Raw genomic sequence first — 22,676 nt, 5'->3', positions numbered from 1 at the left:
TACAGAGCAAGCATATGACCATCGGGCCGGAAAAAAGTGCGGTATCAGGCTGCTAAAAGTTCTTTCGCGTTCGCCAGCGTGTTGCGTGTCACCTCACTACCACCCAGCAGACGCGCCAGTTCCTGCAGGCGGGCACGTTTATCTAGCGGCTGCATGTGCGTTTCTGTCATTGCACCATCCGTTTCTTTGCTGACGAAGAAATGTTGATGACCACAACCGGCAACCTGCGGCAGATGCGTCACGCACATCACCTGGGTTGATTCACCCAACTGACGCAACATCTGACCGACAACGGCAGCTGTCGGACCACTGATACCAACATCCACTTCATCAAAGATCATTGCCGGAGTCTCCATTTTCTGCGCGGTAATGACCTGAATGGCCAATGCGATACGCGACAACTCACCCCCTGATGCCACTTTCCCGAGCGGCTGCAATGGCTGGCCAGGGTTAGTCGTCACGCGAAAATCAATGCGGCTGGCTCCTTCGGCCGTCAGCTGCTCCGGGTTGAATTCCAGCACAATCGCGAATTCACCGTGCGGCATTGCCAGCATGCGCATGCTTTGGGTGATTAACCGGGTCAGTTCCTGTGCTGCAACTTCACGCTGCTGATGCAGCAGCGTGGCGCTCGCCAGTGCTTCCTGATGATGCGCAGCGACAGCAGTCTGTAATGTCTCCTGATCGCTCTCCTGCTGAGAGAGTTGTTCGGCTTCATCCAGCAGTTGCTGATACAACACGGGCAGCGCTTCGGGGGTGACATGATGCTTGCGTGCCAGTGCGATCTGGCGCGACAGGCGTTGCTCCAGTTCATGCAGACGATTGGGATCGAGATCGAGGCGATCGCAATAGTGACGCAATTCATCACTGGCCTCACTTACCTGGATTGCCGCTTCTTCCAGCAAATTAAATACGCCGCTGACTTTATCATCCAGTGTGACCAGCTCGCTCAGCATCTGACGCGCGCTATACAGCAGACTTTGCATATTGGTGTCTTCGCTGTCGGCCAGAATCTGCAAGGCCTGCTGGCTGGTCGAGAGCAACTGACCACTGTTGGCAAGACGTTTATATTCTTCGTCGATTTGCTCAAACTCACCGGGTTGCGGTGCAAACTCATTCAACTCTTTCAACTGATACTGCAACAGCTCGCGACGTGCTTCCCGCTCCTGGGAGAGTTGCTGATGCTGAGCCAGCGCACGGCAGCTTTGATGCCAGCGTTGATAGTGGGTACGCATCTGGACCAGCAGAGCATCGTGTGCGGCGTAAGCATCAAGCAGATGTTTTTGATGTTCGGGTTTGAGCAACAGCTGGTGAGCATGCTGACCGTGAATCTGAATCAACAACTGACCCAGTTCACGTAGTTGGGAAAGTGGAACTGACGTGCCGTTGATAAAACCGCGTGACCGGCCATCGGCACTGATCACGCGGCGTAACAGGCATTCATTGCCGTCATCCAGTTGATTTTCTACCAGCCAGCGTTGGGCAGACGGCGAGGCTTTCAGCTGAAAGCGCGCACAAATATCCGCACGATTCGCTCCCTGGCGCACCATATCTGCTTCGGCACGACCACCGAGGCACAAGCCGAGCGCATCGATAGCGATGGATTTCCCTGCGCCGGTTTCACCTGTGATCGCTGTCATGCCACGGTGAAAATCGATTTCCAGTTCACGAACGATAGCAAAATTACTGATGGTCAGTTGTGCCAGCATAAATTCACCTGTATAGAAAAACAGATATGGTTTTTCATACAGTATAAACTGGTTTTTTATCCAGTAAAGTGGTTCAGGTGATTTTCAGAACAATTTTTTTGACCAGCCAAGTTTTGAGCTTAACGTATTAAAATAATTGTAATTTTTAGGGTGGATGAGATTGAGGTGATGGGTGCTACGGCGAATCAACACATCTTCACCCTCCTGAATCGGCAACGCAATCTGGCTATCGCAGCTGATCTCCAGATCGTTACGCCGCGAGGAGAAACGCAGGCGAATGGTACTGTTACTGTTGATCACCAGCGGGCGCGCCGACAAGGTATGCGGGAACATCGGTACCAGCACGATGGCTTCCAGCGAAGGCGTCAGAATCGGGCCACCTGCCGAGAGTGAATAAGCGGTTGAACCCGTCGGGGTGGAGATAATCAGACCATCGGAACGTTGCGAGAAAGCAAAAACCTCATCGATATAGACTTCAAATTCAATCATATGAGCCACTTTACCCGGATGCAGAACCACTTCATTAATGGCGCTGCCAATACGCGGTGAGCAATCTTCTTTGCACACCTGCGCTTCCAGTAAAAAACGACTTTCGACGAAATAGTCGCCCTGCAACACATCATCCAGCTGTTGCTGGGCATTATCTGGATCGAGATCGGTCAGAAAACCCAGATTGCCACGGTTAATACCAATCACTTTGATATCGTAACGGGCCAGCACGCGCGCGGCTCCGAGCATGTTGCCGTCGCCACCGACCACGACAGCCAGATCGGCCTGCTGGCCAATTTCCGCCAGCGTGCCGGTTTGCACATTTTTCAGTGCCAGTTCGCGCGCAATTTGCTGCTCAACAATCACCTCATAGCCTTTTGCTGTCAGCCAGCGCCACAGCATTTCATGGGTGGTTAACGCAGTAGGATGGCGTGGATGACCAACGATCCCAATGCAGTTAAAGTGTTTGTTCATTTGCGCTCGTGTTCCTCATAAGCCAAAACGGCCAGGCAATGTGATGGGTTCCCTTGAAACCGTCAAACTGATCCCCATAATAAGCGAACCAGCGAGATGAATGTGCAAAACGCGGAGAAATTCATGAGTAGTAAAGAACAGAACACCCCAAACGAGCAAGTCTCAGACGAAATTCAACAGGATCAACAGCACTTGGACGCAGAGACGGCAGCTGAGGTGGATCCGCGTGATGAACGCATCGCGCAACTGGAAGCTGAATTAGCTCAGTCGCAGTCCGGTGTGCGTGAAGCACAACTGCGTGCGCAGGCGGAAATCGAGAACATCCGTCGTCGTACTGAAATGGACGTGGAAAAAGCGCACAAATTTGCGCTGGAAAAATTTGCCAACGAGCTGCTGCCGGTCATCGATAGCCTGGAGCGTGCGCTGGAAGTGGCGGATAAAGAGAATTCTGAACTGGCATCAATGATTGAAGGCATCGAGCTGACGCTGAAATCACTGCTGGGTGCGGTGCGTAAATTCGGCGTGGAAGTGGTTGGTGAGACCAATGTGCCTTTCAACCCGGATGTGCATCAGGCGATGTCGATGATGGAATCCGAAGAAGTGGCACCTAATCACGTCATGATGGTGATGCAGCGTGGTTATACGCTCAACGGTCGCTTGCTGCGTCCGGCGATGGTTGCGGTAGCAAAAGCGAAAAGCTGATTTGCTGCTTGATCACAAACGGCCGCCTGATGCGGCCGTTTGCGTTTCAGGGCAACACCGGTGTCCAGTCAATGTCCGGTTTTCCTGCCTGATTCAACAAGGCATTAGCCTGCGAAAAATGACGGCTGCCAAAAAAGCCCCGATGGGCGGACAACGGTGAAGGATGCGGCGCTTTCAGAACATGATGACGCTGGCGATCGATAATGCTGCCTTTCTTCTGCGCATGCGAACCCCACAGCAGAAAAATCACCCCTTCGCGATGCTGGTTAATCGCGCTGATCACGTTGTCAGTAAAGGTTTCCCAGCCAAAGCGCGCATGGGAATGTGCCTGGCCGGCTTCCACTGTCAGCACCGTGTTCAGCAACATCACACCTTGTTTTGCCCAGCTCTCCAGAAAACCATGCTGCGGGCGTACAAATCCCGGAATATCCTGCTCCAGCTCTTTATACATATTTAGCAGCGAGGGGGGGATGGCTACGCCCGGTAGTACGGAAAAAGCCAGTCCGTGAGCCTGATTGGGGCCGTGATACGGGTCCTGGCCCAAAATCACGACCTTGATGTCCCCTAACTCGGTCAGGCGAAAGGCATTGAACACATCTTTTTGCGGCGGATAGACCGTTTTACCCGCAGCGCGCTCACTGGCGACCGCCTTCAGGGTCTCCACAAAATAAGGTTTCTCTTTCTCTTCAGCCAGCACATCGTGCCAGGTCAGCTTCTCGGTCATCATGGACTCCCTGCCAAAAAATTGCGCCTAGCTTAACGCGTCCGGGCGGGGAGCAGAAGGTCAAAAATAATTTGATAATTTACAAAAAATTTAAAGCGTAAACCTGTTATAAAACAAGTTTTTAGTTTTTGCTGGCTCCAGGCCGCCTGGTTGAAATTGATGCAGGTCAAAACAGCTCATTTCTGCCAGTGATATACCTGAGCATCAAAGATTTTCGAAAACCGCGCTGTTCAACCGTGGCAGCGCCTGGACCTGGAGGCCATGTATGATTACCGGTATTCAAATTACTAAAACCAATAATCCGCAGCTGCTGAATTCTTTCTGGCTGCTGGACGATGAAAAATCTGAAGCACGTTGCCTGTGTGCAAAAGGTGATTTTGCTGAAGATCAGGTGGTTGCCATCAGCGATCTGGGTGAAATTGCTTACCGCGAAATTCCAGTGGAGCAGAAACCACAGGTACGTATCGAGGGCGGCCAGCATCTGAACGTTAACGTTCTGCGTCGTGAAACGCTGGAAGATGCGGTGAAACACCCAGAAAAATATCCGCAGTTGACCATCCGCGTATCAGGTTATGCAGTACGTTTTAATGCGCTGACGCCGGAACAACAGCGTGATGTTATCACCCGTACTTTCACTGAAAGCCTGTAACTGCGGCTTTTTGCATAACTGACGAAAAGACACACAGCAATCCAGGCCGTACCGGTGCTTACCGGTGCGGCCTTTTTGTATTTAATCTTTTAGCTTCGTAACACCAGAGTGAAAAGGGCAGCGAAATGGGGATTTTTGGCAGTTAAACATAAAAAATCGCCTCACAGGAGGCGATTTTTTGGTAAGTGTGCTGATTTATTCCACACTTTGATCCGGTGTGCCGGAACCGCTTGGCTTGCGGCGTTTACCGATATTTTTGGCATCGCGGTGACGTTTTTTCACCCGCGGTTTTTCGGCTTCTTTCTCTTTCTGCTCTTTACGCTTCGCAAGCACCTTTTTCGACGGTTTTCCGGTCACTTTCGCGCTGGGGGCGCGGCTTTCCGGACGCAACTCATCAATGGTGCGTGGTTTTAGCGTTTCATCAATGTAACGGCTGATCTTGCCCAGCAGCACGTGGTCATGTGCTTCAACCAGCGACAGCGCCGTGCCTTTGCGGCCAGCACGCGCGGTGCGGCCAATGCGGTGCAGATAGGTATCCGCGGTGCGTGGCATATCAAAGTTGAATACATGGCTGACATCTTCGATGTCGATACCGCGTGCAGCGACGTCGGTGGCCACCAGTACGTTGACGCGACCGTCATTCAGACGTTTCAGCGCCTCGTTGCGTTTGGCTTGCACCATCTCACCTTCGAGATAGCTGCAGCGAATACCGGCTTCGTGCAGCCAGGTCACCAGTTCATGCAGACGCTCGCGCTTGCGCACAAACACAATCGAGCGGGTGACTTCAGGTTGCTTCAGCAGATGCACCAGCAGTTTGGTCTTGTGCTCAAGGTCGTCGGCACGGTAATACCATTGCTGAATTTTCTTACGCTCACGCTGGCTGGGGTCAGAACTCACCGACACCGGGTCATTCAGCAGGCGCTCGGCAAAGTCTTTGATGTTGTCGCCTTCCAGCGTGGCGGAGAACAGCAGCGTTTGCTTACGCCAGCGGGTTTCGCCCGCGATGGTTTCGATGTCCTGGGCAAAACCCATGTCCAGCATGCGGTCGGCTTCATCGAGAATCAGCGTTTCAACGGCGCGGCAGTCAAAGTTTTCTTCTTTGATGTATTGCAGCAAGCGGCCCGTGGTCGCCACCACGATATCCTGATTTTCGCTGAAGACTTCAGCGTGGTTCATGTAGGCAACGCCGCCAGTGATGGTGGCGATATCCAGATGCGTATGTTTTGCCAGTTCACGCGCGTGATCAGCAACCTGCATCGCCAGTTCGCGCGTGGGCGTTAAAATTAAAATGCGCGGCGGGCCTGATTTTTTACGTGGAAAATCGATCAGGTGCTGCAAAGCCGGCAGCAGATAAGCTGCGGTTTTCCCCGTTCCGGTCGGTGCTGAACCCAGTACGTCACGGCCCTCCAGTGCGGCAGGGATGGCCTCAGCCTGGATGGCTGTTGGGCGCGTGAAGCCTTTTTCCTGCAGGGCATCCAGCAGGCTTTCGTCGAGTTCGAGTTCGGAGAATGTGGTTACGGTCATGGTCTACCTCAGTTTGGGGCGCTGATTATAGACAGAACAAACATAATCTTCATCTGTTTGTGTGCCGATGTCGTTCGGCCAGGAGATGTTTTCCCTGCCGAGCCACGTTACACTGAAGCTCTGCCATTGGGCAGGATTTGTTGAGTGGTTGCAGAGAATGACAGAAACGACGCCGCATCCGCGGCCTCAGTTACAAAAGAATGGTTTTACCTTTAAGCGGTTTTTTATTGCCCACGATCGCTGTGCAATGAAAGTTGGCACCGACGGGATTTTGCTGGGCGCGTGGGCACCGGTTGCTGGTGTGCGGCGGGTGCTGGATATCGGTAGCGGCAGCGGGCTGATTGCCCTGATGATTGCCCAGCGCACGCCAGATGAGGTGCATATTGATGCGGTAGAACTGGACGCTGATGCCGCCGGGCAGGCGCAGGAGAATGTGCAGGCGTCCCCCTGGCCATCAAGAGTGACGGTGCATCATGCGGATATCACCGATTGGGCAGAGGACTGCGAGCAACGTTACTCGCTGATCGTCAGTAATCCCCCTTATTTCGCACCTGGCGTGGCCTGTGCGACCCCGCAACGTGCCGCCGCGCGGTCCACCGACAGTCTTGATCACCAGACTTTGCTGCGTTGTGCGGCGCAGTTAATAGAAGAAGAGGGGTTCTTTTGCGTAGTGCTGCCCGAATCACTGGGGCAGGGCATGATTGATCAGGCACAGCAGGATGGCTGGCATCTGCGTTTTCGTTATGACGTGGCAGAATACGCGCAGCGACCACCCCATCGCGTGCTGCTTGGGTTCTCGCCCAGTGCAGGGGAACACTTGATGGAGCGGCTGGCGATACGTGATGAGAACACGCAATACTCAGAAGACTGGTGCAGCCTGACGCGCGATTTCTATCTGTTCATGTAATGGGCTGGAGCCAGCACCGTAGGCTGTGCTTCGGGTAACAGGAAAGGATAGTCCGGCGTGTAATGCAGGCCGCGACTCTCCTTACGTTCCAGCGCACAGCGTACCATCAGCTCCGCCACCTGAACCAGGTTGCGCAGTTCCAGCAAATTGTTAGACAGGCGGAAATGCGCGTAATACTCATCAATTTCCTGCTGTAGCAGGTTGATACGGTGCAGCGCCCGTTCCAGTCGCTTGGTGGTGCGCACGATGCCCATGTAATCCCACATAAACAGCCGCAGTTCGTGCCAGTTATGCTGAATCACCACGCGTTCATCAGCATCATCGACACGGCTTTCATCCCAGGCGGGCAGATGTCCAACTTGCTCAATGTCTGGCAAACGACGGATCAAATCTTCCGCTGCCGACCAGCCATACACCAGGCACTCCAGCAGGGAGTTTGACGCCATACGGTTCGCGCCATGCAGGCCGGTATAGCTGACTTCACCTATGGCATACAGGCCATCGACATCGGTACGCCCCTGTTGGTTTACCATCACACCGCCGCAGGTGTAATGGGCGGCGGGGACAATGGGTATTGGATCTTTGGTCAGATCCAGGCCAAAGGTCAGCAGCTTTTCATAAATCATCGGGAAATGGGCGCGAACAAAACTGGCGGGCTGATGGCTGATGTCGAGGTACATGCAATCCACGCCAAGACGCTTCATCTCATGGTCAATAGCGCGTGCCACGATATCGCGTGGCGCCAGCTCGGCGCGCTCATCAAAATCAGGCATAAAGCGCGTACCGTCCGGGCGCAGTAACCATGCTCCTTCACCACGCAGGGCTTCGGTAAGCAGGAAGTTTTGCGCCTGAGGATGGAACAGGCAGGTGGGGTGGAACTGATTGAATTCCAGATTCGCGACCCGGCAGCCTGCGCGCCATGCCATGGCGATGCCGTCACCGGAAGCGACGTCCGGATTGGTGGTGTATTGATAAACTTTAGCGGCACCGCCGGTAGCCAGAATCACTGCACGCGCCCGGCAGGTTTCGACCTGTTCGCGATTACGGTTCCAGATCCAGGCACCGACCACACGACGTGGGCCTGGCTGGCCAATTTTATCGGATAAGATCAGGTCTACCGCATTGGTGCGTTCAAGAATACGAATATTGGGATGACTCAGGGCCTGGCTGACCAGCGTGGTTTCCACGGCACGCCCGGTCGCATCAGCACTGTGCAGAATGCGGCGATGGCTGTGGCCGCCTTCTCGCGTCAGGTGGTAGCGCGCTTCGCCCTCTCCCTGCGGCTCTTTATCGAAGGCTACGCCGTTATCAATTAGCCACTGTACGCAGTCGCGTGCGTTGCTGGCGATAAAGCTGACCGTCGCGCGATCACATAAACCGGCACCCGCAATCAGGGTGTCTTCTACGTGTGATTCAATGCTGTCGGTTTCATCAAACACGGCGGCGATACCACCCTGGGCGTAGAGCGTCGAACCTTCATTTACCTGGGCTTTACTCAGCACCGTGACCTGAAAATGCGGTGCCAGACGCAGCGCCAGTGACAGGCCAGCAGCGCCACTGCCGACAATAAGTACATCACACTGATAATCGGAGAATGAGGTCATGATGTTTAATTTACTAAACAAAAGGTCCCCTGAGCATAAGCCCGGATGCTCGCGCTGTGAAGTATTTTGAACAAATGTCGCGGAGAAATGAGACGCTTTTCCGTGATAACAACGCGATTTCAGTAAGTTATGTCTGAAAATAGTCTTTACGCGTTTTTTATACCAAACATACTGAAAATTCAGGTAATAAAGATGAAAATCGTTGCGTCATGGGTTACTCTGCCAGCGATTATCGGTGCCGACCAAAGGTCGCCCGCGCGGCAAGTCGCTACACTGTAAGACAATCAACAACAAAGGCGTCTTGGTGCCGATACGGAAAATTATCAGGTCGTAATGAACTTCAGGCCAGAATATGACTCTAAGCGCATGCTTGCTCAGAACTAATGAGATGTGCTGGCAGTTCATTTACGCGTATTTAAAGAGTTTGGGGAGACATTACCTCGGATGAGCGAGCAGTTAACGGATCAGGTTCTTGTTGAACGGGTTCAGAAGGGAGATCAAAAGTCCTTTAATTTACTGGTGATACGATACCAGCATAAAGTGGCGAGCCTGGTTTCACGTTATGTCCCATCGGGCGATGTGCCGGATGTGGTACAGGAGTCTTTCATTAAAGCGTATCGCGCACTGGAATCATTCCGTGGCGACAGCGCGTTTTACACATGGCTGTACCGCATTGCGGTGAACACAGCAAAAAATTATCTGGTGGCTCAGGGACGCCGCCCGCCATCCAGCGATGTTGACGCGATCGACGCGGAAAATTTCGAAAGTGCGGGTGCGTTAAAAGAAATTTCGAACCCTGAGAACTTAATGTTGTCTGACGAACTGAAACAGATCGTCTTTCGTACCATTGAGGCGCTTCCTGAGGATTTACGTATGGCCATTACCCTCAGAGAGCTGGACGGATTAAGCTACGAAGAAATTGCCGCCATCATGGATTGTCCGGTCGGTACGGTACGTTCGCGTATCTTCCGTGCACGAGAGGCTATTGATAATAAAGTTCAACCGCTTATCCAACGTCAGTGATAACGGCTACTGGAAGGGTACCAAAGCATGCAGAAAGAAAAACTTTCCGCTTTAATGGATGGTGAGACTTTAGATAACGAGCTGCTGGCGTCGTTATCCAGGGATGTAAATCTGCAAAAAAGCTGGGAAAGCTACCATCTGATCCGCGACACCCTGCGGGGCGATGTGGGTGAAGTGCTGCATTTTGATATCTCCGCGCGTGTAGCGGCAGCCATCGAAAATGAACCGGTACGTAAAGTGACGTCGCTGATTCCGGAAGCGCAGCCTGAACCGGCGAGCTGGAAGAAAATGCCGTTCTGGCGTAAGTCTGGCTCCTGGACAGCGCAACTGGCGCAGGTCGGTTTAGCCGCCTGTGTATCGCTGGCGGTGATTGTCGGTGTTCAGCACTACAATCAGCCTGCGGGTAGCAACGCAACGCAATCGTCCGATTCTCCAGTGTTCAACACGCTGCCGATGATGGGCAAGGCCTCTCCGGTCAGTCTGGGGGTTCCTTCTGACGCGTTCGATACCAACAGTTCGAATCAGCAGGTGCAGGAACAGCGTCGTCGTATCAACGCGATGCTGCAGGATTATGAGCTGCAACGTCGTCTGCATGCCGATCAGGTTCAGTTTGAAAAGAACGATCCGCAACAGGCTCAGGCTAATGTTCCCGGTAATCAGTCGTTAGGAATTCAGCAGCAGTAATGAAGCAGCTTTGGTGTGCCGTTAGCCTGCTGGCAGGCAGCCTGCTTTACACATCTACCGCCCCGGCGCAGACCTCTGCGTCCGGGGCGTTGTTACAGCAGATGGAGCAGGCAAGCCAGTCCCTCAATTACGAATTCGCTTATATCAATGTCTCGCGTCTCGGCATTGAATCTCTGCGTTATCGCCACGCGGTTATCAACAACCGTGTTTTCGCCCAGCTTTTGCAGATGGACGGTCCGCGACGTGAAGTGATTCAGCGCGGTAATGACATCAGCTATTTCGAAGCTGGTCTCGATCCGTTCACACTGCCCGGCAACCATATCGTCGATGCACTGCCGCCGTTAATGTTTGCCGACTTCTCTCGCCTGAGTAGCGCCTACGATTTCATTCCGGTTGGTCGTTCACGTATTGCCGATCAGTTGTGTGAAGTGGTGCGCATCGTTTCCCGTGACGGCTCACGCTATAGCTATGTGGTGTGGCTGGATGTCGATACCAGGCTGCCGTTACGTATTGATCTGCTGGATCGCGATGGCGAGACGCTCGAACAGTTCCGCGTTATCAGTTTTGCTGTCGATGAAGGCGTGCGTAATCTGATGCAGGGGCTGGAGAAAGCCAATCTTCCACCCACCTTATCCTTACCCGTGGGCGATAAAGTTCAGCTCAACTGGCAGCCGACATGGCTACCGGCGGGGATGACGCTGATTTCGCAGAGCCGTCGTGATATCCCGGCGCTGAACAAAACGGTGGAATCCCGTCTCTACAGCGATGGTTTGTTCAGTTTCGCCATTAACGTAACGCCAGCTGATAAAAACAGCGTTGCGCAGACATTGCGCACTGGGCGTCGTACGGTGCAGACCGAAGTGCGCAATAATAGCGAGATTACCGTGGTGGGTGAGATTCCTCCCGCCACAGCAAAACGTATTGCGGACAGCATTGATTCGGGACCAGCAAAATGATGAGAGAATGGGCCACCGTGGTGGCATGGAAAGAGGGCGTCGCGACGTTACATACCGAAGCGAAGACCTCCTGTAACAGTTGCTCAGCACGTAAAGGCTGCGGCAGCCACATGCTGAATAAGCTGGGGCCGAAAAATGCCCATGTGATGCAAATCGCCAGCCCGGAACCGCTACAACCTGGTCAGCGTATTGAGCTGGGTATCCGTGAGAGTAGTCTGCTGGGCTCTGCGTTGCTGGTTTACATGACACCGCTGTTTGGCCTGTTTCTGGTTGCTGGCTTGTTTCAGATGCTGTTCCATAGCGATCTGGCGTCTGCCTGCGGTGCGCTGCTGGGTGGCGTCGGCGGCTTTATTGTGGCAAAAGGGGTCTCGACATTAGTTGGCGAACGTGAGGCTTTTCAGCCAGTGATCCTGAATGTTGCTTTGCCGCCAGATGCCATGCGGGTTGAAACTGAAATCTGATTCTTGCCGGGCCGCGTCGATCGCGGCCTTTTTATGCGCGCTTAGCCGCTTAATTCTGTTGCGATTCCCCGCTGTTCCATTCTTTAACGCAAGGCGTTAACAGTGTAATATGCGTCGTCATTAATGAGGCTGACAGGGTTCCAGGTAAAATACCGTTTCCTGAATGTGTCTGTGCTCAAGTATTCAACTGCTGTTCTACGTGAAGATATTCATATAAATGAAGCACATAAGAAATTTCTCCATCATCGCTCATATCGACCACGGCAAATCGACGCTCTCCGACCGTTTGATCCAAATTTGTGGTGGCCTGAGCGATCGTGAGATGGCAGCGCAGGTTCTGGATTCAATGGATTTGGAACGTGAGCGCGGCATTACCATTAAAGCGCAGAGCGTAACGCTCGATTACAAAGCGCTGAACGGTGAAACTTACCAGCTCAATTTTATCGATACCCCCGGACACGTTGACTTCTCCTATGAAGTATCGCGCTCTCTGGCGGCCTGTGAAGGGGCGTTGCTGGTGGTCGATGCAGGTCAGGGCGTTGAAGCACAGACGCTGGCGAACTGCTACACCGCAATGGAAATGGATCTGGAAGTGGTACCGGTACTGAACAAGATCGACCTGCCTGCGGCCGACCCGGAGCGTGTGGCGGAAGAGATTGAAGATATCGTCGGTATCGATGCGACGGATGCCGTGCGCTGTTCAGCGAAAACTGGCGTCGGTGTGCCGGAAGTGCTGGAACGTCTGGTGCGTGACATTCCGCCGCCGCAGGGCGATCCGGATGCTCCGCTGCAAGCGCTGATCATCGACTCATGGTTCGATAACTATCTTGGCGTGGTGTCGCTGATTCGTATCAAGAACGGTACGCTGCGTAAAGGCGACAAAGTTAAAGTGATCAGCACCGGTCAGGTGTACAACGCTGAGCGCCTGGGGATTTTCACGCCGAAACAAGTCGATCGCACCGAGCTGAAATGCGGTGAGGTAGGTTGGCTGGTCTGCGCCATTAAAGACATCCTCGGTGCGCCGGTGGGCGATACCCTGACGCTGCAACGTAACCCTGCGGATAAAGCGCTGCCGGGCTTCAAAAAAGTGAAGCCACAGGTCTACGCCGGTCTGTTCCCGGTCAGCTCTGACGATTACGAAGCCTTCCGCGATGCGCTGGGCAAACTGAGCCTGAACGATGCCTCGCTGTTTTACGAGCCGGAAAGCTCCACTGCGCTGGGCTTCGGCTTCCGCTGTGGCTTCCTTGGCCTGCTGCATATGGAGATCATCCAGGAACGTCTGGAGCGTGAATACGATCTCGATCTGATCACCACCGCACCGACCGTGGTGTACGAAGTGGAAACCACAGATGGCGAAGTGGTGTATGTCGACAGCCCGTCGAAGCTACCGCCGCTGAATAATATTGAAGAACTGCGCGAACCGATCGCCGAGTGTCATATGCTGCTGCCACAGGAATATCTGGGCAACGTCATTACGCTGTGCATCGAGAAGCGTGGTGTTCAGACAAATATGGTTTACCACGGCAACCAGGTTGCGCTGACTTACGAAATTCCGATGGCGGAAGTGGTCCTCGACTTCTTCGACCGTCTTAAATCGACGTCACGCGGCTATGCTTCACTGGATTATAACTTCAAACGTTTCCAGGCCTCTGACATGGTGCGTGTCGACGTGCTGATCAACTCAGAACGTGTCGATGCGCTGGCGCTGATTACTCACCGTGATAACTCGCAATATCGTGGCCGTGATCTGGTGGAGAAGATGAAAGAACTGATCCCACGACAGCAGTTCGATATCGCGATTCAGGCAGCAATTGGCAACCACATTATCGCTCGCTCAACAGTCAAACAGCTGCGTAAAAACGTTCTGGCGAAATGCTATGGCGGTGACGTCAGCCGTAAGAAAAAACTGTTGCAGAAGCAGAAGGACGGTAAGAAGCGAATGAAGCAGGTCGGTAACGTTGAGCTGCCGCAGGAAGCATTCCTTGCCATTCTGCATGTCGGTAAAGACAGCAAATAAGGAACCTCAATGGCTAATATGTTCGCCCTGATTCTGGCGATCGCCACCCTGGTAACGGGTGTTATCTGGTGTATTGATCGTTTTAAATGGGCACCGGCGCGTCGTGCTAAGCAGGCTGCTGCACAGGCGCAAGCTGGCAACACGCTGGATAGCAAAACGCTGGCGAAAGTCTCCGCGCAGCCTGGCTGGGTGGAAACGGCAGCATCGGTTTTCCCGGTGCTGGCGGTGGTGTTTATTGTTCGTTCTTTCGTGTATGAGCCGTTCCAGATCCCATCTGGTTCGATGATGCCAACCCTGTTAATTGGTGACTTCATCCTCGTTGAGAAGTTTGCCTATGGGCTGAAAGATCCGATCACGCAAACCACGCTGATCCCAACCGGCCATCCGCAACGCGGTGATGTCGCGGTATTTAAATACCCGAAAGATCCAAGCATGGATTACATCAAACGCGTTATCGGTTTACCGGGCGACAAAGTGGTCTACGATCCTTATAGCAAAACGTTGACCGTTAACCCGGGCTGTGCGGGGAGCAAATGTGACACCGCGTTGCCGATTACCTACACCAATATCGAACCGAGTAGCTTTATTCAGACTTTCAGCGGCTTCGATGGTAATGAAACCGGTAACGGCTTCTTCCAGGTACCGCCAGGCGAAACCATGCGTGGTGGCCTGCGTCTTGGTACACGTAAAGAGACGCTGGGCAACGTGACGCACGACATTCTGCTGGTTAACGAAGCGCAGAGTCAGGCGAGCATGTACTATCAGCAGCCAGGCGAGCCACAGTCCACGTGGATTGTGCCGCAGGGGCAATACTTCATGATGGGCGATAACCGTGATAACAGCGCCGATAGCCGCTACTGGGGCTTTGTACCCGAGCGCAATCTGGTCGGTAAAGCGGTCGCTATCTGGATGAGCTTTGAGAAACAGGAAGGACAGTGGCCAACCGGCGTGCGACTGAGTCGCATCGGCGGTATTCACTGATAACAGGCCCGCATAGCGGGCAAAACGGTTGGCTCTCTGCGGGGAGCCAGTGCACACGAAACGGAATGTGTTGGAACCTCAGCCCTGTTTCGTATGCAGAGTGACAGACGCACAGAAGAACTGGAATCGCATGAACCCCATCCTCATTAACAAGCTACAGCGCAAACTGGGCTACACTTTTACTCATCCGGAACTACTGCAACAGGCGCTGACTCACCGCAGTGCCAGCAGTAAACATAATGAGCGTCTTGAATTTCTTGGCGATTCAATTCTCAGCTATGTGATTGCTAACGCACTTTATCAACGTTTTCCGCGTGTTGATGAAGGCGATATGAGCCGCATGCGCGCCACGCTGGTACGTGGTAACACGCTGGCTGAAATGGCACGGGAGTTTGATCTCGGCGAGTGTTTACGCCTCGGTCCGGGTGAGTTGAAAAGCGGCGGTTTCCGTCGCGAATCGATTCTGGCTGATACCGTGGAAGCGCTGATTGGTGGCATCTTCCTCGACAGCACGATTCAGAACGTCGAAAAACTGATTCTCGACTGGTATCAAACGCGACTGGAACAAATCAGTCCGGGCGATAAACAAAAAGATCCGAAAACACGCCTGCAGGAATATTTGCAGGGACGTCATCTGCCCTTACCGTCTTACCTGGTAGTGCAGGTGCGTGGTGAAGCCCACGATCAGGAATTTACCATTCACTGTCAGGTGAGTGGCATGGCAGAACCGGTGGTGGGCGTAGGCTCCAGCCGCCGTAAAGCGGAACAGGCTGCTGCCGAACAAGCGCTGATTAAACTCGGCCTCGAATAGTCATATCGCAGCACCCTGACCGGTGCTGATTAAGTCAGGACTCGAATGAGCGAACACGAAACTTATTGCGGCTTTGTCGCGATTGTTGGCCGACCGAACGTCGGCAAATCCACCTTACTGAACCAGTTGCTGGGGCAGAAGGTGTCGATCACTTCACGCAAGCCGCAAACCACGCGTCACCGCATCATGGGGATTCATACCGAAGGGCCGTATCAGGCCATCTACGTGGACACCCCCGGGCTGCATATGGAAGAGAAGCGGGCGATCAACCGCCTGATGAACCGTGCTGCCAGCAGCTCCATCGGTGATGTTGAATTGGTCATTTTCGTGGTCGATGGCACCCGCTGGACGCCGGATGACGAAATGGTGCTGAACAAGCTGCGCGATGGCAAAGTGCCGGTAGTGCTGGCGGTTAACAAAGTCGATAACATCCAGGATAAAAGCATCCTGCTGCCACACCTGCAATTCCTTAGCCAGCAGATGAACTTCGCTGAAATCGTGCCGATCTCGGCGGAATTTGGCAAGAACGTGGATACCATTGCGGCGATCGTGCGCAAGCGTCTGCCGCAGGCGGAACATCACTTCCCGGAAGAGTACATCACTGACCGCTCTCAGCGCTTTATGGCGTCTGAAATCATCCGTGAAAAACTGATGCGTTTCCTCGGTGCTGAGCTGCCTTATTCCGTTACCGTTGAGATTGAGAAGTTCGAAACCAACGAACGTGGCGGCTATGATATCAGCGGCCTGATTCTGGTTGAGCGCGATGGTCAGAAGAAAATGGTGATTGGCAACAAAGGGGCCAAAATCAAAACCATTGGTATTGAAGCGCGTAAAGATATGGAAGAGATGTTCGAGGCCAAAGTGCATCTCGAACTGTGGGTGAAGGTCAAATCTGGCTGGGCAGACGACGAACGTGCGCTGCGCAGTCTGGGTTATGTAGACGACCTCTAATCGATGGAAGGCTGGCAACGCGCCTTTGTGCTGCATAGTCGCCCCTATAGCGAAACCAGCCTGCTGCTCGATCTCTTTAGCGAAAGCGAAGGGCGCGTACGTGTCCTCGCCAAAGGCGCGCGGTCGCGCCGTTCGCAACTCAAAGGTGCTTTGCAACCTTTCACTCCGCTGCTGGTGCGCTGGGGCGGGCGTGGCGAAGTAAAAACGCTGCGCAGTGCCGAAGCGGTATCGCTGGCGCTGCCGCTCAGCGGTATCACACTCTACTGTGGCCTGTACGTGAACGAACTCTTGTCACGCGTACTGGAGCAGGAAATTCCCTTCTCTGAGTTATTCTTCGATTACCTGAATTGCATCCAGTCACTGGCGGCGGCCAGCGGCACGCCGGAACCGTCATTGCGTCGCTTTGAGCTGGCGCTGCTGGGCCACCTGGGATACGGTGTCGATTTCCTGCACTGCGCAGGCAGTGGCGAAGAAGTAGATGACGGTATGACCTACAGCTATCGCGAAGAAAAAGGGTTTATTGCCAGCCTGGTGGTGAACCAGCGCAGCTTTACCGGTCGCCAACTGCGGGCGCTGTGGGAACGAGATTTCCCGGATGCGGATAGCCTGCGCGCAGCCAAACGTTTTACCCGTATGGCACTGAAACCATACCTGGGCGGTAAACCGCTCAAGAGCCAGGAACTCTTTCGTCAGTTTGTGCCGAAAAAGAAGCCGGATGCGGCGAGCGAATGATGCCAGGGCTGATGTCGCGCGGTACACTCTCAACACACTAAACATATCTAAGGATTGTCATGGCTGAGTTGCTGTTAGGGGTCAACATTGACCACATCGCCACCGTACGTAACGCGCGTGGCACTAATTATCCCGATCCGGTGCAGGCCGCATTTATCTCCGAACAGGCTGGGGCGGATGGCATTACCGTGCACCTGCGTGAAGACCGCCGTCATATTACCGACCGCGATGTGCGTATTCTGCGTGACACCATCCAGACACGTATGAACCTGGAAATGGCCGTCACCGATGAAATGGTCGGCATTGCCTGCGACATCAAACCGCATTTCTGCTGCCTGGTGCCGGAAAAACGTCAGGAAGTGACCACCGAAGGCGGCCTCGACGTGGCGGGACAGCAAGACAAAATCAACGCGGCGGTAAGGCAACTGAGCGAGGCGGGCATTCTGGTTTCGTTGTTTATTGATGCCGACCACCGTCAGATTGAAGCGGCAGTCGCCAGTGGTGCGCCTTATATTGAAATCCACACCGGTGCCTATGCGGAAGCGCCTGAAGGGCTGGCACGTGATGCTGAGCTGGAGCGAATTCGTATCGCTGCCACTTTTGCCGCCAGCCTTGGCCTGAAAGTGAATGCGGGCCACGGACTGACCTACCACAACGTGCTGCCGATTGCGGCGTTACCGGAAATGCATGAACTGAATATCGGCCATGCGATTATTGGTCGCGCGGTGATGAGTGGTCTGGCTGACGCAGTGAAAGAGATGAAACAGTTGATGCGGGAAGCGCGCCGTTAATGGCCATCCTCGGGCTGGGCAGCGATATCGTTGAGATTGAGCGCATCGCCGATGTCATTGGGCGCTCCGGGGATCGTCTGGCGCGTCGAGTGCTGAGCGAAGCCGAGTGGCAGCAATATCAGACGCACCAGCAGCCGGTGCGTTTTCTGGCTAAGCGTTTTGCGGTGAAGGAAGCGGCGGCGAAAGCCTTTGGCACCGGCATTCGCGGCGGTCTGGCGTTTAATCAGTTTGAAGTGTACAACGACGCGCTGGGTAAACCGGGTTTACGTTTCTTCCAGCATGCGGCGGAAATAGCGCGGCAGCTTGGCGTGCAGCATGTGCATGTCACCCTGGCCGATGAACGTCATTACGCCTGTGCCACGGTGATCATCGAAAGCTAGTGATGCAGCACCACAAATTTCTCCCACAGCGCCTCGCGACTTTCGGGGTGCTGTGGGTCAGGAATGATGGTGTTATCGATGGGGCAGACACTCAGGCAGGTCGGCACATCATAATGGCCGACGCATTCGGTGCAGCGAGCGCTGTCGATCTGGTAGATGGCGTCACCGAGGCTGATCGCCTGGTTCGGGCACTCCGGTTCGCACATGTCGCAGTTGATACAGCGCTGGGTAATCAGTAAAGCCATGGTGAGTTACTATCTGGTGTAAAAGATTCAGTAAAGGCGCGCACCTTAGCATAATCCGTCCTTCCCCCCAATCTGGCGTGCTGGTTTTCTCCCTTTCATTTGCGCCAGCGCAAAATAGCCTGCGACGCGTGTTACACCAGTTTTCTTACCAGCGCTTCACTGTGGCGGATATGGCTGGAGGCGCGCTCAGGGTCATTCTGCACCAGCGCCATAAACAACAGGTCTGTCAGGGCCAGCTGGGCACTGGTTGAGGAGATCGCGGCACTGCGGGTGCTTTGCTCCTCGGCAACGGTATAAAGACAATGCGTGGCGCACTGCTGCAACGTATTGGGGGTGAACCCGGTAAACGCCAGCACATCGGCTCCGGTCTGCGCGGCCTCCTGGGCGGCAAGATTGATTTCACGTCGTTCGCCGGTATAGGAAATAGCCAGCAGCACATCGCCCGCTGTCATCGCCTGTACGCTGGCGAGCAACGCATGCATATCCTGCTCGGCGACTGCGTTGATGCCAATCTTCATCAGTTTCCAGGAAAAATCTTTTGCGACCAGGCCCGATGCGCCAATACCGACCAGCAGGATACGGTTGGCATTTTTCAGCAGCCGTAACGTTTCCATCAACATCTCTTCGCTGTTGATATCCAGCGTGGCGCGAATCGCCGAGATCTTCTCAGCCAGCAGTTTTTCACCCACCACTTTCAGCGGGTCATCGCTAAGAATATGGTTATGAACGGTGATGGCATCACGGTCGGCCAGTGATTCGCTGAGTGCTAACTTCAATGCCGGGAACCCTTTATAACCCAGCTTCTGGGCAAACTTGACCACGCTGGACTGGCTGACGCCGGATTCTTCCGCCAGTTTTTGCGAACTCAAATGCCGCGCCCGGTCCGGTTGTGACAACAAAAAATCCGCCAGACGTCGCTCGTTAAGCGCCAGACGCGGATAAAGCTGACGAATCCGCAGCAATGAACTCATCTCCGATCCTTAATTCAGAACGTAATGCTTATTTAGCCTGATAAATGTGGCGAGGAATGTCACATAGCAGCCTGCCGCCAATAAGAATAAACTATTCAGCGGGCATTGTAGTCATTGGAATTAAAAATGACCGTGTTCCCCTGGCTACACTCAAGAGCAGGCATGATAAAGCAGAATGAAAGGAGAGGGGTTTGACAAAGGGTACGCAACGACGCGTGGTGTTTTTTGATCTCGACGGCACGCTACACCAACAGGATATGTTCGGCACCTTTATGCGCTATCTGCTGAAACATCAGCCGCTGAATGTATTGCTGGTCGTGCCATTGTTACCGGTGATTGGTGCGGGGTTGCTGTTTAAAGGCCGCGCTGCGCGCTGGCCGATGAGTTTGTTGCTGTGGGCCATCACCTTCGGTCACAGTGAAAAACGCCTGTTGCAGCGCGAAGCTGAATTCGCCGGCTGGTTCCGTCAGCGCGTCACCGCTTTTCCGGTGGTACAGCAGCGGCTGACGGATTACCTCAGCAGCGATGATGCCGATGTCTGGTTAATCACCGGTTCGCCGCAGTCGCTGGTGGAGCAGGTCTATTTCGATTCAGCATTTCTGCCGCGTGTACAACTCATTGCCAGCCAGATGAAGCCAGGACGGGGTGGGCGTGTACTGACGATGCGCTGTCTCGGGCATGAAAAAGTGGCGCAGCTGGAGGAGAAAATCGGCACGCCGTTGCAGCTGTACAGTGGCTATAGCGACAGCAAGCAGGATAACCCGCTGCTGTTCTTTTGCCAGCATCGCTGGCGCGTCACCCCGCGTGGTGAGTTGCAGCAGCTGGAATAACCTCGCTATTTCGCTATAATGCGCCGCCTTTGTTACCCGCAGGAGTTACCCGGTGAACCCACAGACTGATGAATACTGGATGCGTCACGCTTTACGCCTCGCACGTTTGGCGTGGGAGCAGGGGGAAGTGCCAGTCGGTGCGGTGTTGGTGCAGGGCGACAAGGTGATTGGCGAAGGCTGGAACCGTCCGATCGGTCAGCATGATCCTACCGCGCATGCGGAAATTATGGCGCTGCGCCAGGGCGGTAAAGTGCTGGAAAATTATCGTCTGCTGGACACCACGTTATACGTGACGCTCGAACCCTGTGTGATGTGTGCCGGGGCGATGGTGCATAGCCGGATTACCCGGCTGGTGTATGGCGCAAAAGATGAAAAAACCGGTGCAGTGGGTTCACTGCTGGATGTGATTGGTCATCCCGGTATGAACCACCAAATCCAGATCGCATCCGGCGTGCTGGCGGAAGAATGCGCCGCGATGCTGAGTGATTTTTTTCGTATGCGGCGTGAGCAGAAAAAAGCGCTGCGCCAGGCGCAACGTGACGCCGGTTAATTCATCGCAATCTTCGGTTCGACAGCAGGATAGCCCGCGCCCAGTTCCGCTTCCATGGCTGACTGCTGCGCCAGCCGTTTGTCCTGCTCCTGTAAATATCCCACCAAACTAATCTGATACTTACGGATGTTTTCCACGTAGTTATACGCCTCATGACCGCGAGCATAGCCGTAAGTGGTCTGCGCGTAGTAACGCTTCTGGCTCAGCATGGGTAAACGTAGCTTCACATCGGCCCAGCTATCGGGGTTGCCGCCTTGTTTGGCCGTCAGCTTACGGGCGTCCAGCATGTGGGCATAACCCATGTTATAGGCCGCCAGTGCAAACCAGATACGTTCATCTTCCGGAATGGTCGCGGGGACTTTGTCCACCATGCGTTGCAGGTATTCACTGCCACCACGAATACTTTGCTCTGGATCGAGACGATCGGCCACGTCAAGGCTGTCAGCGGTATTACGCGTCAGCATCATCATACCGCGCACGCCGGTGGGTGAGGTTGCCTGCGGATTCCAGTGCGACTCCTGGTAAGAAATCGCCGCCAGCAGCCGCCAGTCGATGCTGGCGGCATACTTCTCGAATAACGGCTTGATATCCGGCAGCGTATTGTCGATAGCGCGCAGGAAGGTGCGGGTATCGACATAATCAAAGGTGCCGACATGGCCGAGATACTTCTCCTCCAGCCGCGCGATGGTGCCTTCTTCGCTCATCTGGCTATAGAAGTCGAGCATCGCCGCATTCAGGCTGTCATCTTCTTCATCATGTGGCAGATACCAGGTAACGGGTTCTTCATCGGTGATATCAAAGGCCACTGCCAGCTGCGGATGGATGCGTTGCAGCAGACCAATGGTGACAGAATCCCCCACGGTGTAGTCCAGTTTGCCATCCGCCACCGCTTCCAGCAGCGCTTTTTGCCCCTGATCGGTGGCGATTGACCAGTCAAGATCCGGATAGTGATCGGCTTTGGCGGAACGTAAAGTTGACAGGTACGCGGAACCGGACTGCACAATCAGGCGGCCTTTCAGATCACCGAGGTTTTTGGGCCGCGGCTTATCAATGCGATACACCAGCTGTTGCGATACCGAGTAATAACTCGGTCCGGTCTGATAACGGGCAATGCGATCGTTGTTGTAGATCAGGCCCGCAGCCAGCAAATCTGCCTTACCATCATCAAGATCGTCAAACAGGTCACCGAGGTTCGGGCGCACCGTTACCTGGAGTTTGACGCCAAGATAATCGGCGAAGCGCTTTGCCAGCTCGTAATCCATACCGGCTGGTGCATTATTGATGGTGTAGTACGTCAGCGGGGAGTTCACGGTACTGATGCGCAGTACTCCCCGTGATTTGATCTGCGATATCGCGTCTTTGCCGCCCCCATACCAGGGGATCGACGGCCACAGTGCCAGCGCAAGTAGCACGGTGATCAGACCGATGAGCAGATAGTTTAATTTCAGGCGTTTCAAATAGTTGTCTCTCGCTGGCTCTAAGGCCTCTGTCTTTAAAAGGCAGTATTGATCTTG

Annotated in this window: 24 protein-coding genes; 16 read left to right on the top strand and 8 right to left on the bottom strand. The window is 54.0% G+C overall.

Translation table 11 applies throughout. The annotated features are described in order from the left end of the window. Positions 1–44: 44 nt before the first annotated feature. Together recN and nadK are read right to left on the bottom strand one after the other, a co-directional pair. Complete coding sequence (recN, locus tag HA50_RS14880; RefSeq protein WP_084876363.1) at positions 45–1,706, bottom strand: DNA repair protein RecN; 1,662 nt, start codon at positions 1,704–1,706, stop codon at positions 45–47. A gap of 84 nt (positions 1,707–1,790) precedes the next feature. After that, complete coding sequence (nadK, locus tag HA50_RS14875) at positions 1,791–2,669, bottom strand: NAD(+) kinase (protein ID WP_084876362.1); 879 nt, start codon at positions 2,667–2,669, stop codon at positions 1,791–1,793. Positions 2,670–2,792: 123 nt separating this feature from the next. On the opposite strand from nadK, the gene grpE reads away from it, so the two are divergent. Beyond that, the gene (grpE, locus tag HA50_RS14870; protein WP_084878548.1) at positions 2,793–3,371 is read left to right on the top strand and encodes a nucleotide exchange factor GrpE; all 579 of its coding nucleotides are present in this window, start codon (positions 2,793–2,795) and stop codon (positions 3,369–3,371) included. Between the two features lie 46 nt (positions 3,372–3,417). Here grpE and ung read toward each other — a convergent pair whose 3' ends face one another. Further along, a complete protein-coding gene (gene ung / locus HA50_RS14865; protein WP_084876361.1) occupies positions 3,418–4,095 on the bottom strand; it encodes a uracil-DNA glycosylase in 678 nt (225 codons plus the stop codon). 265 nt (positions 4,096–4,360) lie between these two features. On the opposite strand from ung, the gene grcA reads away from it, so the two are divergent. Continuing rightward, a complete protein-coding gene (gene grcA / locus HA50_RS14860; RefSeq protein WP_084876360.1) occupies positions 4,361–4,744 on the top strand; it encodes an autonomous glycyl radical cofactor GrcA in 384 nt (127 codons plus the stop codon). Between the two features lie 195 nt (positions 4,745–4,939). Here grcA and srmB read toward each other — a convergent pair whose 3' ends face one another. Continuing rightward, positions 4,940–6,268 (bottom strand): ATP-dependent RNA helicase SrmB, encoded by a 1,329-nt coding sequence (srmB, locus tag HA50_RS14855; RefSeq protein ID WP_084876359.1) that lies wholly within the window; start codon positions 6,266–6,268, stop codon positions 4,940–4,942. A gap of 157 nt (positions 6,269–6,425) precedes the next feature. Here srmB and trmN point away from each other — a divergent pair, with 157 nt between their 5' ends. Beyond that, on the top strand, positions 6,426–7,175 hold the full coding sequence (trmN, locus tag HA50_RS14850; RefSeq protein WP_084876358.1) for a tRNA(1)(Val) (adenine(37)-N(6))-methyltransferase TrmN: 750 nt from the start codon (positions 6,426–6,428) through the stop codon (positions 7,173–7,175). Here trmN and nadB read toward each other — a convergent pair. Next, the gene (gene nadB / locus HA50_RS14845; protein ID WP_084876357.1) at positions 7,160–8,779 is read right to left on the bottom strand and encodes an L-aspartate oxidase; all 1,620 of its coding nucleotides are present in this window, start codon (positions 8,777–8,779) and stop codon (positions 7,160–7,162) included. The two genes, trmN and nadB, sit on opposite strands and share 16 nt — an antisense overlap. A 444-nt stretch (positions 8,780–9,223) precedes the next feature. Between nadB and rpoE the strand changes: the two genes are divergently transcribed. The 11 genes from rpoE (at position 9,224) to acpS (ending at position 18,566) form a co-directional block, all read left to right on the top strand. Then, positions 9,224–9,802 carry an RNA polymerase sigma factor RpoE gene (gene rpoE / locus HA50_RS14840; RefSeq protein WP_010617748.1) on the top strand — a complete coding sequence of 193 codons (579 nt, stop codon included), beginning with the start codon at positions 9,224–9,226 and terminating at the stop codon, positions 9,800–9,802. Positions 9,803–9,829: 27 nt separating this feature from the next. After that, positions 9,830–10,486, top strand: a complete 657-nt coding sequence (rseA, locus tag HA50_RS14835) for an anti-sigma-E factor RseA (RefSeq protein WP_084876356.1) — start codon at positions 9,830–9,832, stop codon at positions 10,484–10,486. Beyond that, entirely contained in the window at positions 10,486–11,442 is a 957-nt protein-coding gene (gene rseB, locus HA50_RS14830; protein WP_084876355.1) for a sigma-E factor regulatory protein RseB, read from the top strand. The genes rseA and rseB overlap by 1 nt, the downstream gene beginning before the upstream one ends. Beyond that, complete coding sequence (gene rseC / locus HA50_RS14825) at positions 11,439–11,903, top strand: SoxR-reducing system protein RseC (RefSeq protein WP_084876354.1); 465 nt, start codon at positions 11,439–11,441, stop codon at positions 11,901–11,903. The genes rseB and rseC overlap by 4 nt, the downstream gene beginning before the upstream one ends. 217 nt (positions 11,904–12,120) lie before the next feature. Next, positions 12,121–13,920, top strand: coding sequence for a translation elongation factor 4 (lepA, locus tag HA50_RS14820; protein WP_084876353.1), 1,800 nt, complete (start codon positions 12,121–12,123; stop codon positions 13,918–13,920). A 9-nt stretch (positions 13,921–13,929) separates the two neighbouring features. Further along, a complete protein-coding gene (gene lepB, locus HA50_RS14815) occupies positions 13,930–14,901 on the top strand; it encodes a signal peptidase I (RefSeq protein WP_084876352.1) in 972 nt (323 codons plus the stop codon). Between the two features lie 130 nt (positions 14,902–15,031). Beyond that, the gene (gene rnc / locus HA50_RS14810; protein WP_084876351.1) at positions 15,032–15,712 is read left to right on the top strand and encodes a ribonuclease III; all 681 of its coding nucleotides are present in this window, start codon (positions 15,032–15,034) and stop codon (positions 15,710–15,712) included. A gap of 45 nt (positions 15,713–15,757) precedes the next feature. Continuing rightward, positions 15,758–16,663, top strand: a complete 906-nt coding sequence (gene era, locus HA50_RS14805; protein WP_084876350.1) for a GTPase Era — start codon at positions 15,758–15,760, stop codon at positions 16,661–16,663. Positions 16,664–16,666: 3 nt separating this feature from the next. After that, on the top strand, positions 16,667–17,395 hold the full coding sequence (recO, locus tag HA50_RS14800) for a DNA repair protein RecO (protein WP_084876349.1): 729 nt from the start codon (positions 16,667–16,669) through the stop codon (positions 17,393–17,395). Between the two features lie 59 nt (positions 17,396–17,454). Next, entirely contained in the window at positions 17,455–18,186 is a 732-nt protein-coding gene (gene pdxJ / locus HA50_RS14795) for a pyridoxine 5'-phosphate synthase (RefSeq protein ID WP_084876348.1), read from the top strand. Further along, positions 18,186–18,566, top strand: coding sequence for a holo-ACP synthase (gene acpS, locus HA50_RS14790; RefSeq protein ID WP_084876347.1), 381 nt, complete (start codon positions 18,186–18,188; stop codon positions 18,564–18,566). The genes pdxJ and acpS overlap by 1 nt, the downstream gene beginning before the upstream one ends. Here the strand turns inward: acpS and HA50_RS14785 are convergent. Both HA50_RS14785 and HA50_RS14780 read right to left on the bottom strand, forming a co-directional pair. Continuing rightward, on the bottom strand, positions 18,563–18,811 hold the full coding sequence (locus HA50_RS14785; protein ID WP_084876346.1) for a YfhL family 4Fe-4S dicluster ferredoxin: 249 nt from the start codon (positions 18,809–18,811) through the stop codon (positions 18,563–18,565). The genes acpS and HA50_RS14785 overlap by 4 nt on opposite strands. A 131-nt stretch (positions 18,812–18,942) precedes the next feature. Beyond that, complete coding sequence (locus tag HA50_RS14780; RefSeq protein ID WP_084876345.1) at positions 18,943–19,782, bottom strand: MurR/RpiR family transcriptional regulator; 840 nt, start codon at positions 19,780–19,782, stop codon at positions 18,943–18,945. Positions 19,783–19,973: 191 nt separating this feature from the next. Here HA50_RS14780 and yfhb point away from each other — a divergent pair, with 191 nt between their 5' ends. After that, positions 19,974–20,612, top strand: a complete 639-nt coding sequence (gene yfhb, locus HA50_RS14775) for a phosphatidylglycerophosphatase C (protein WP_084876344.1) — start codon at positions 19,974–19,976, stop codon at positions 20,610–20,612. Between the two features lie 52 nt (positions 20,613–20,664). Then, on the top strand, positions 20,665–21,162 hold the full coding sequence (gene tadA, locus HA50_RS14770; RefSeq protein WP_084876343.1) for a tRNA adenosine(34) deaminase TadA: 498 nt from the start codon (positions 20,665–20,667) through the stop codon (positions 21,160–21,162). On the opposite strand, the gene mltF is transcribed toward tadA, so the two are convergent. Then, positions 21,159–22,619, bottom strand: coding sequence for a membrane-bound lytic murein transglycosylase MltF (gene mltF, locus HA50_RS14765; protein WP_084876342.1), 1,461 nt, complete (start codon positions 22,617–22,619; stop codon positions 21,159–21,161). The genes tadA and mltF overlap by 4 nt on opposite strands. Between the last annotated feature and the right edge of the window lie 57 nt (positions 22,620–22,676).

The organism is Pantoea cypripedii (genome assembly GCF_002095535.1).
In the GTDB taxonomy this organism is placed as follows: Bacteria; Pseudomonadota; Gammaproteobacteria; order Enterobacterales; family Enterobacteriaceae; genus Pantoea; species Pantoea cypripedii.
Note: the sequence above shows the minus strand (reverse complement) of the source record. Positions and strands in the feature narration are given on the sequence as shown.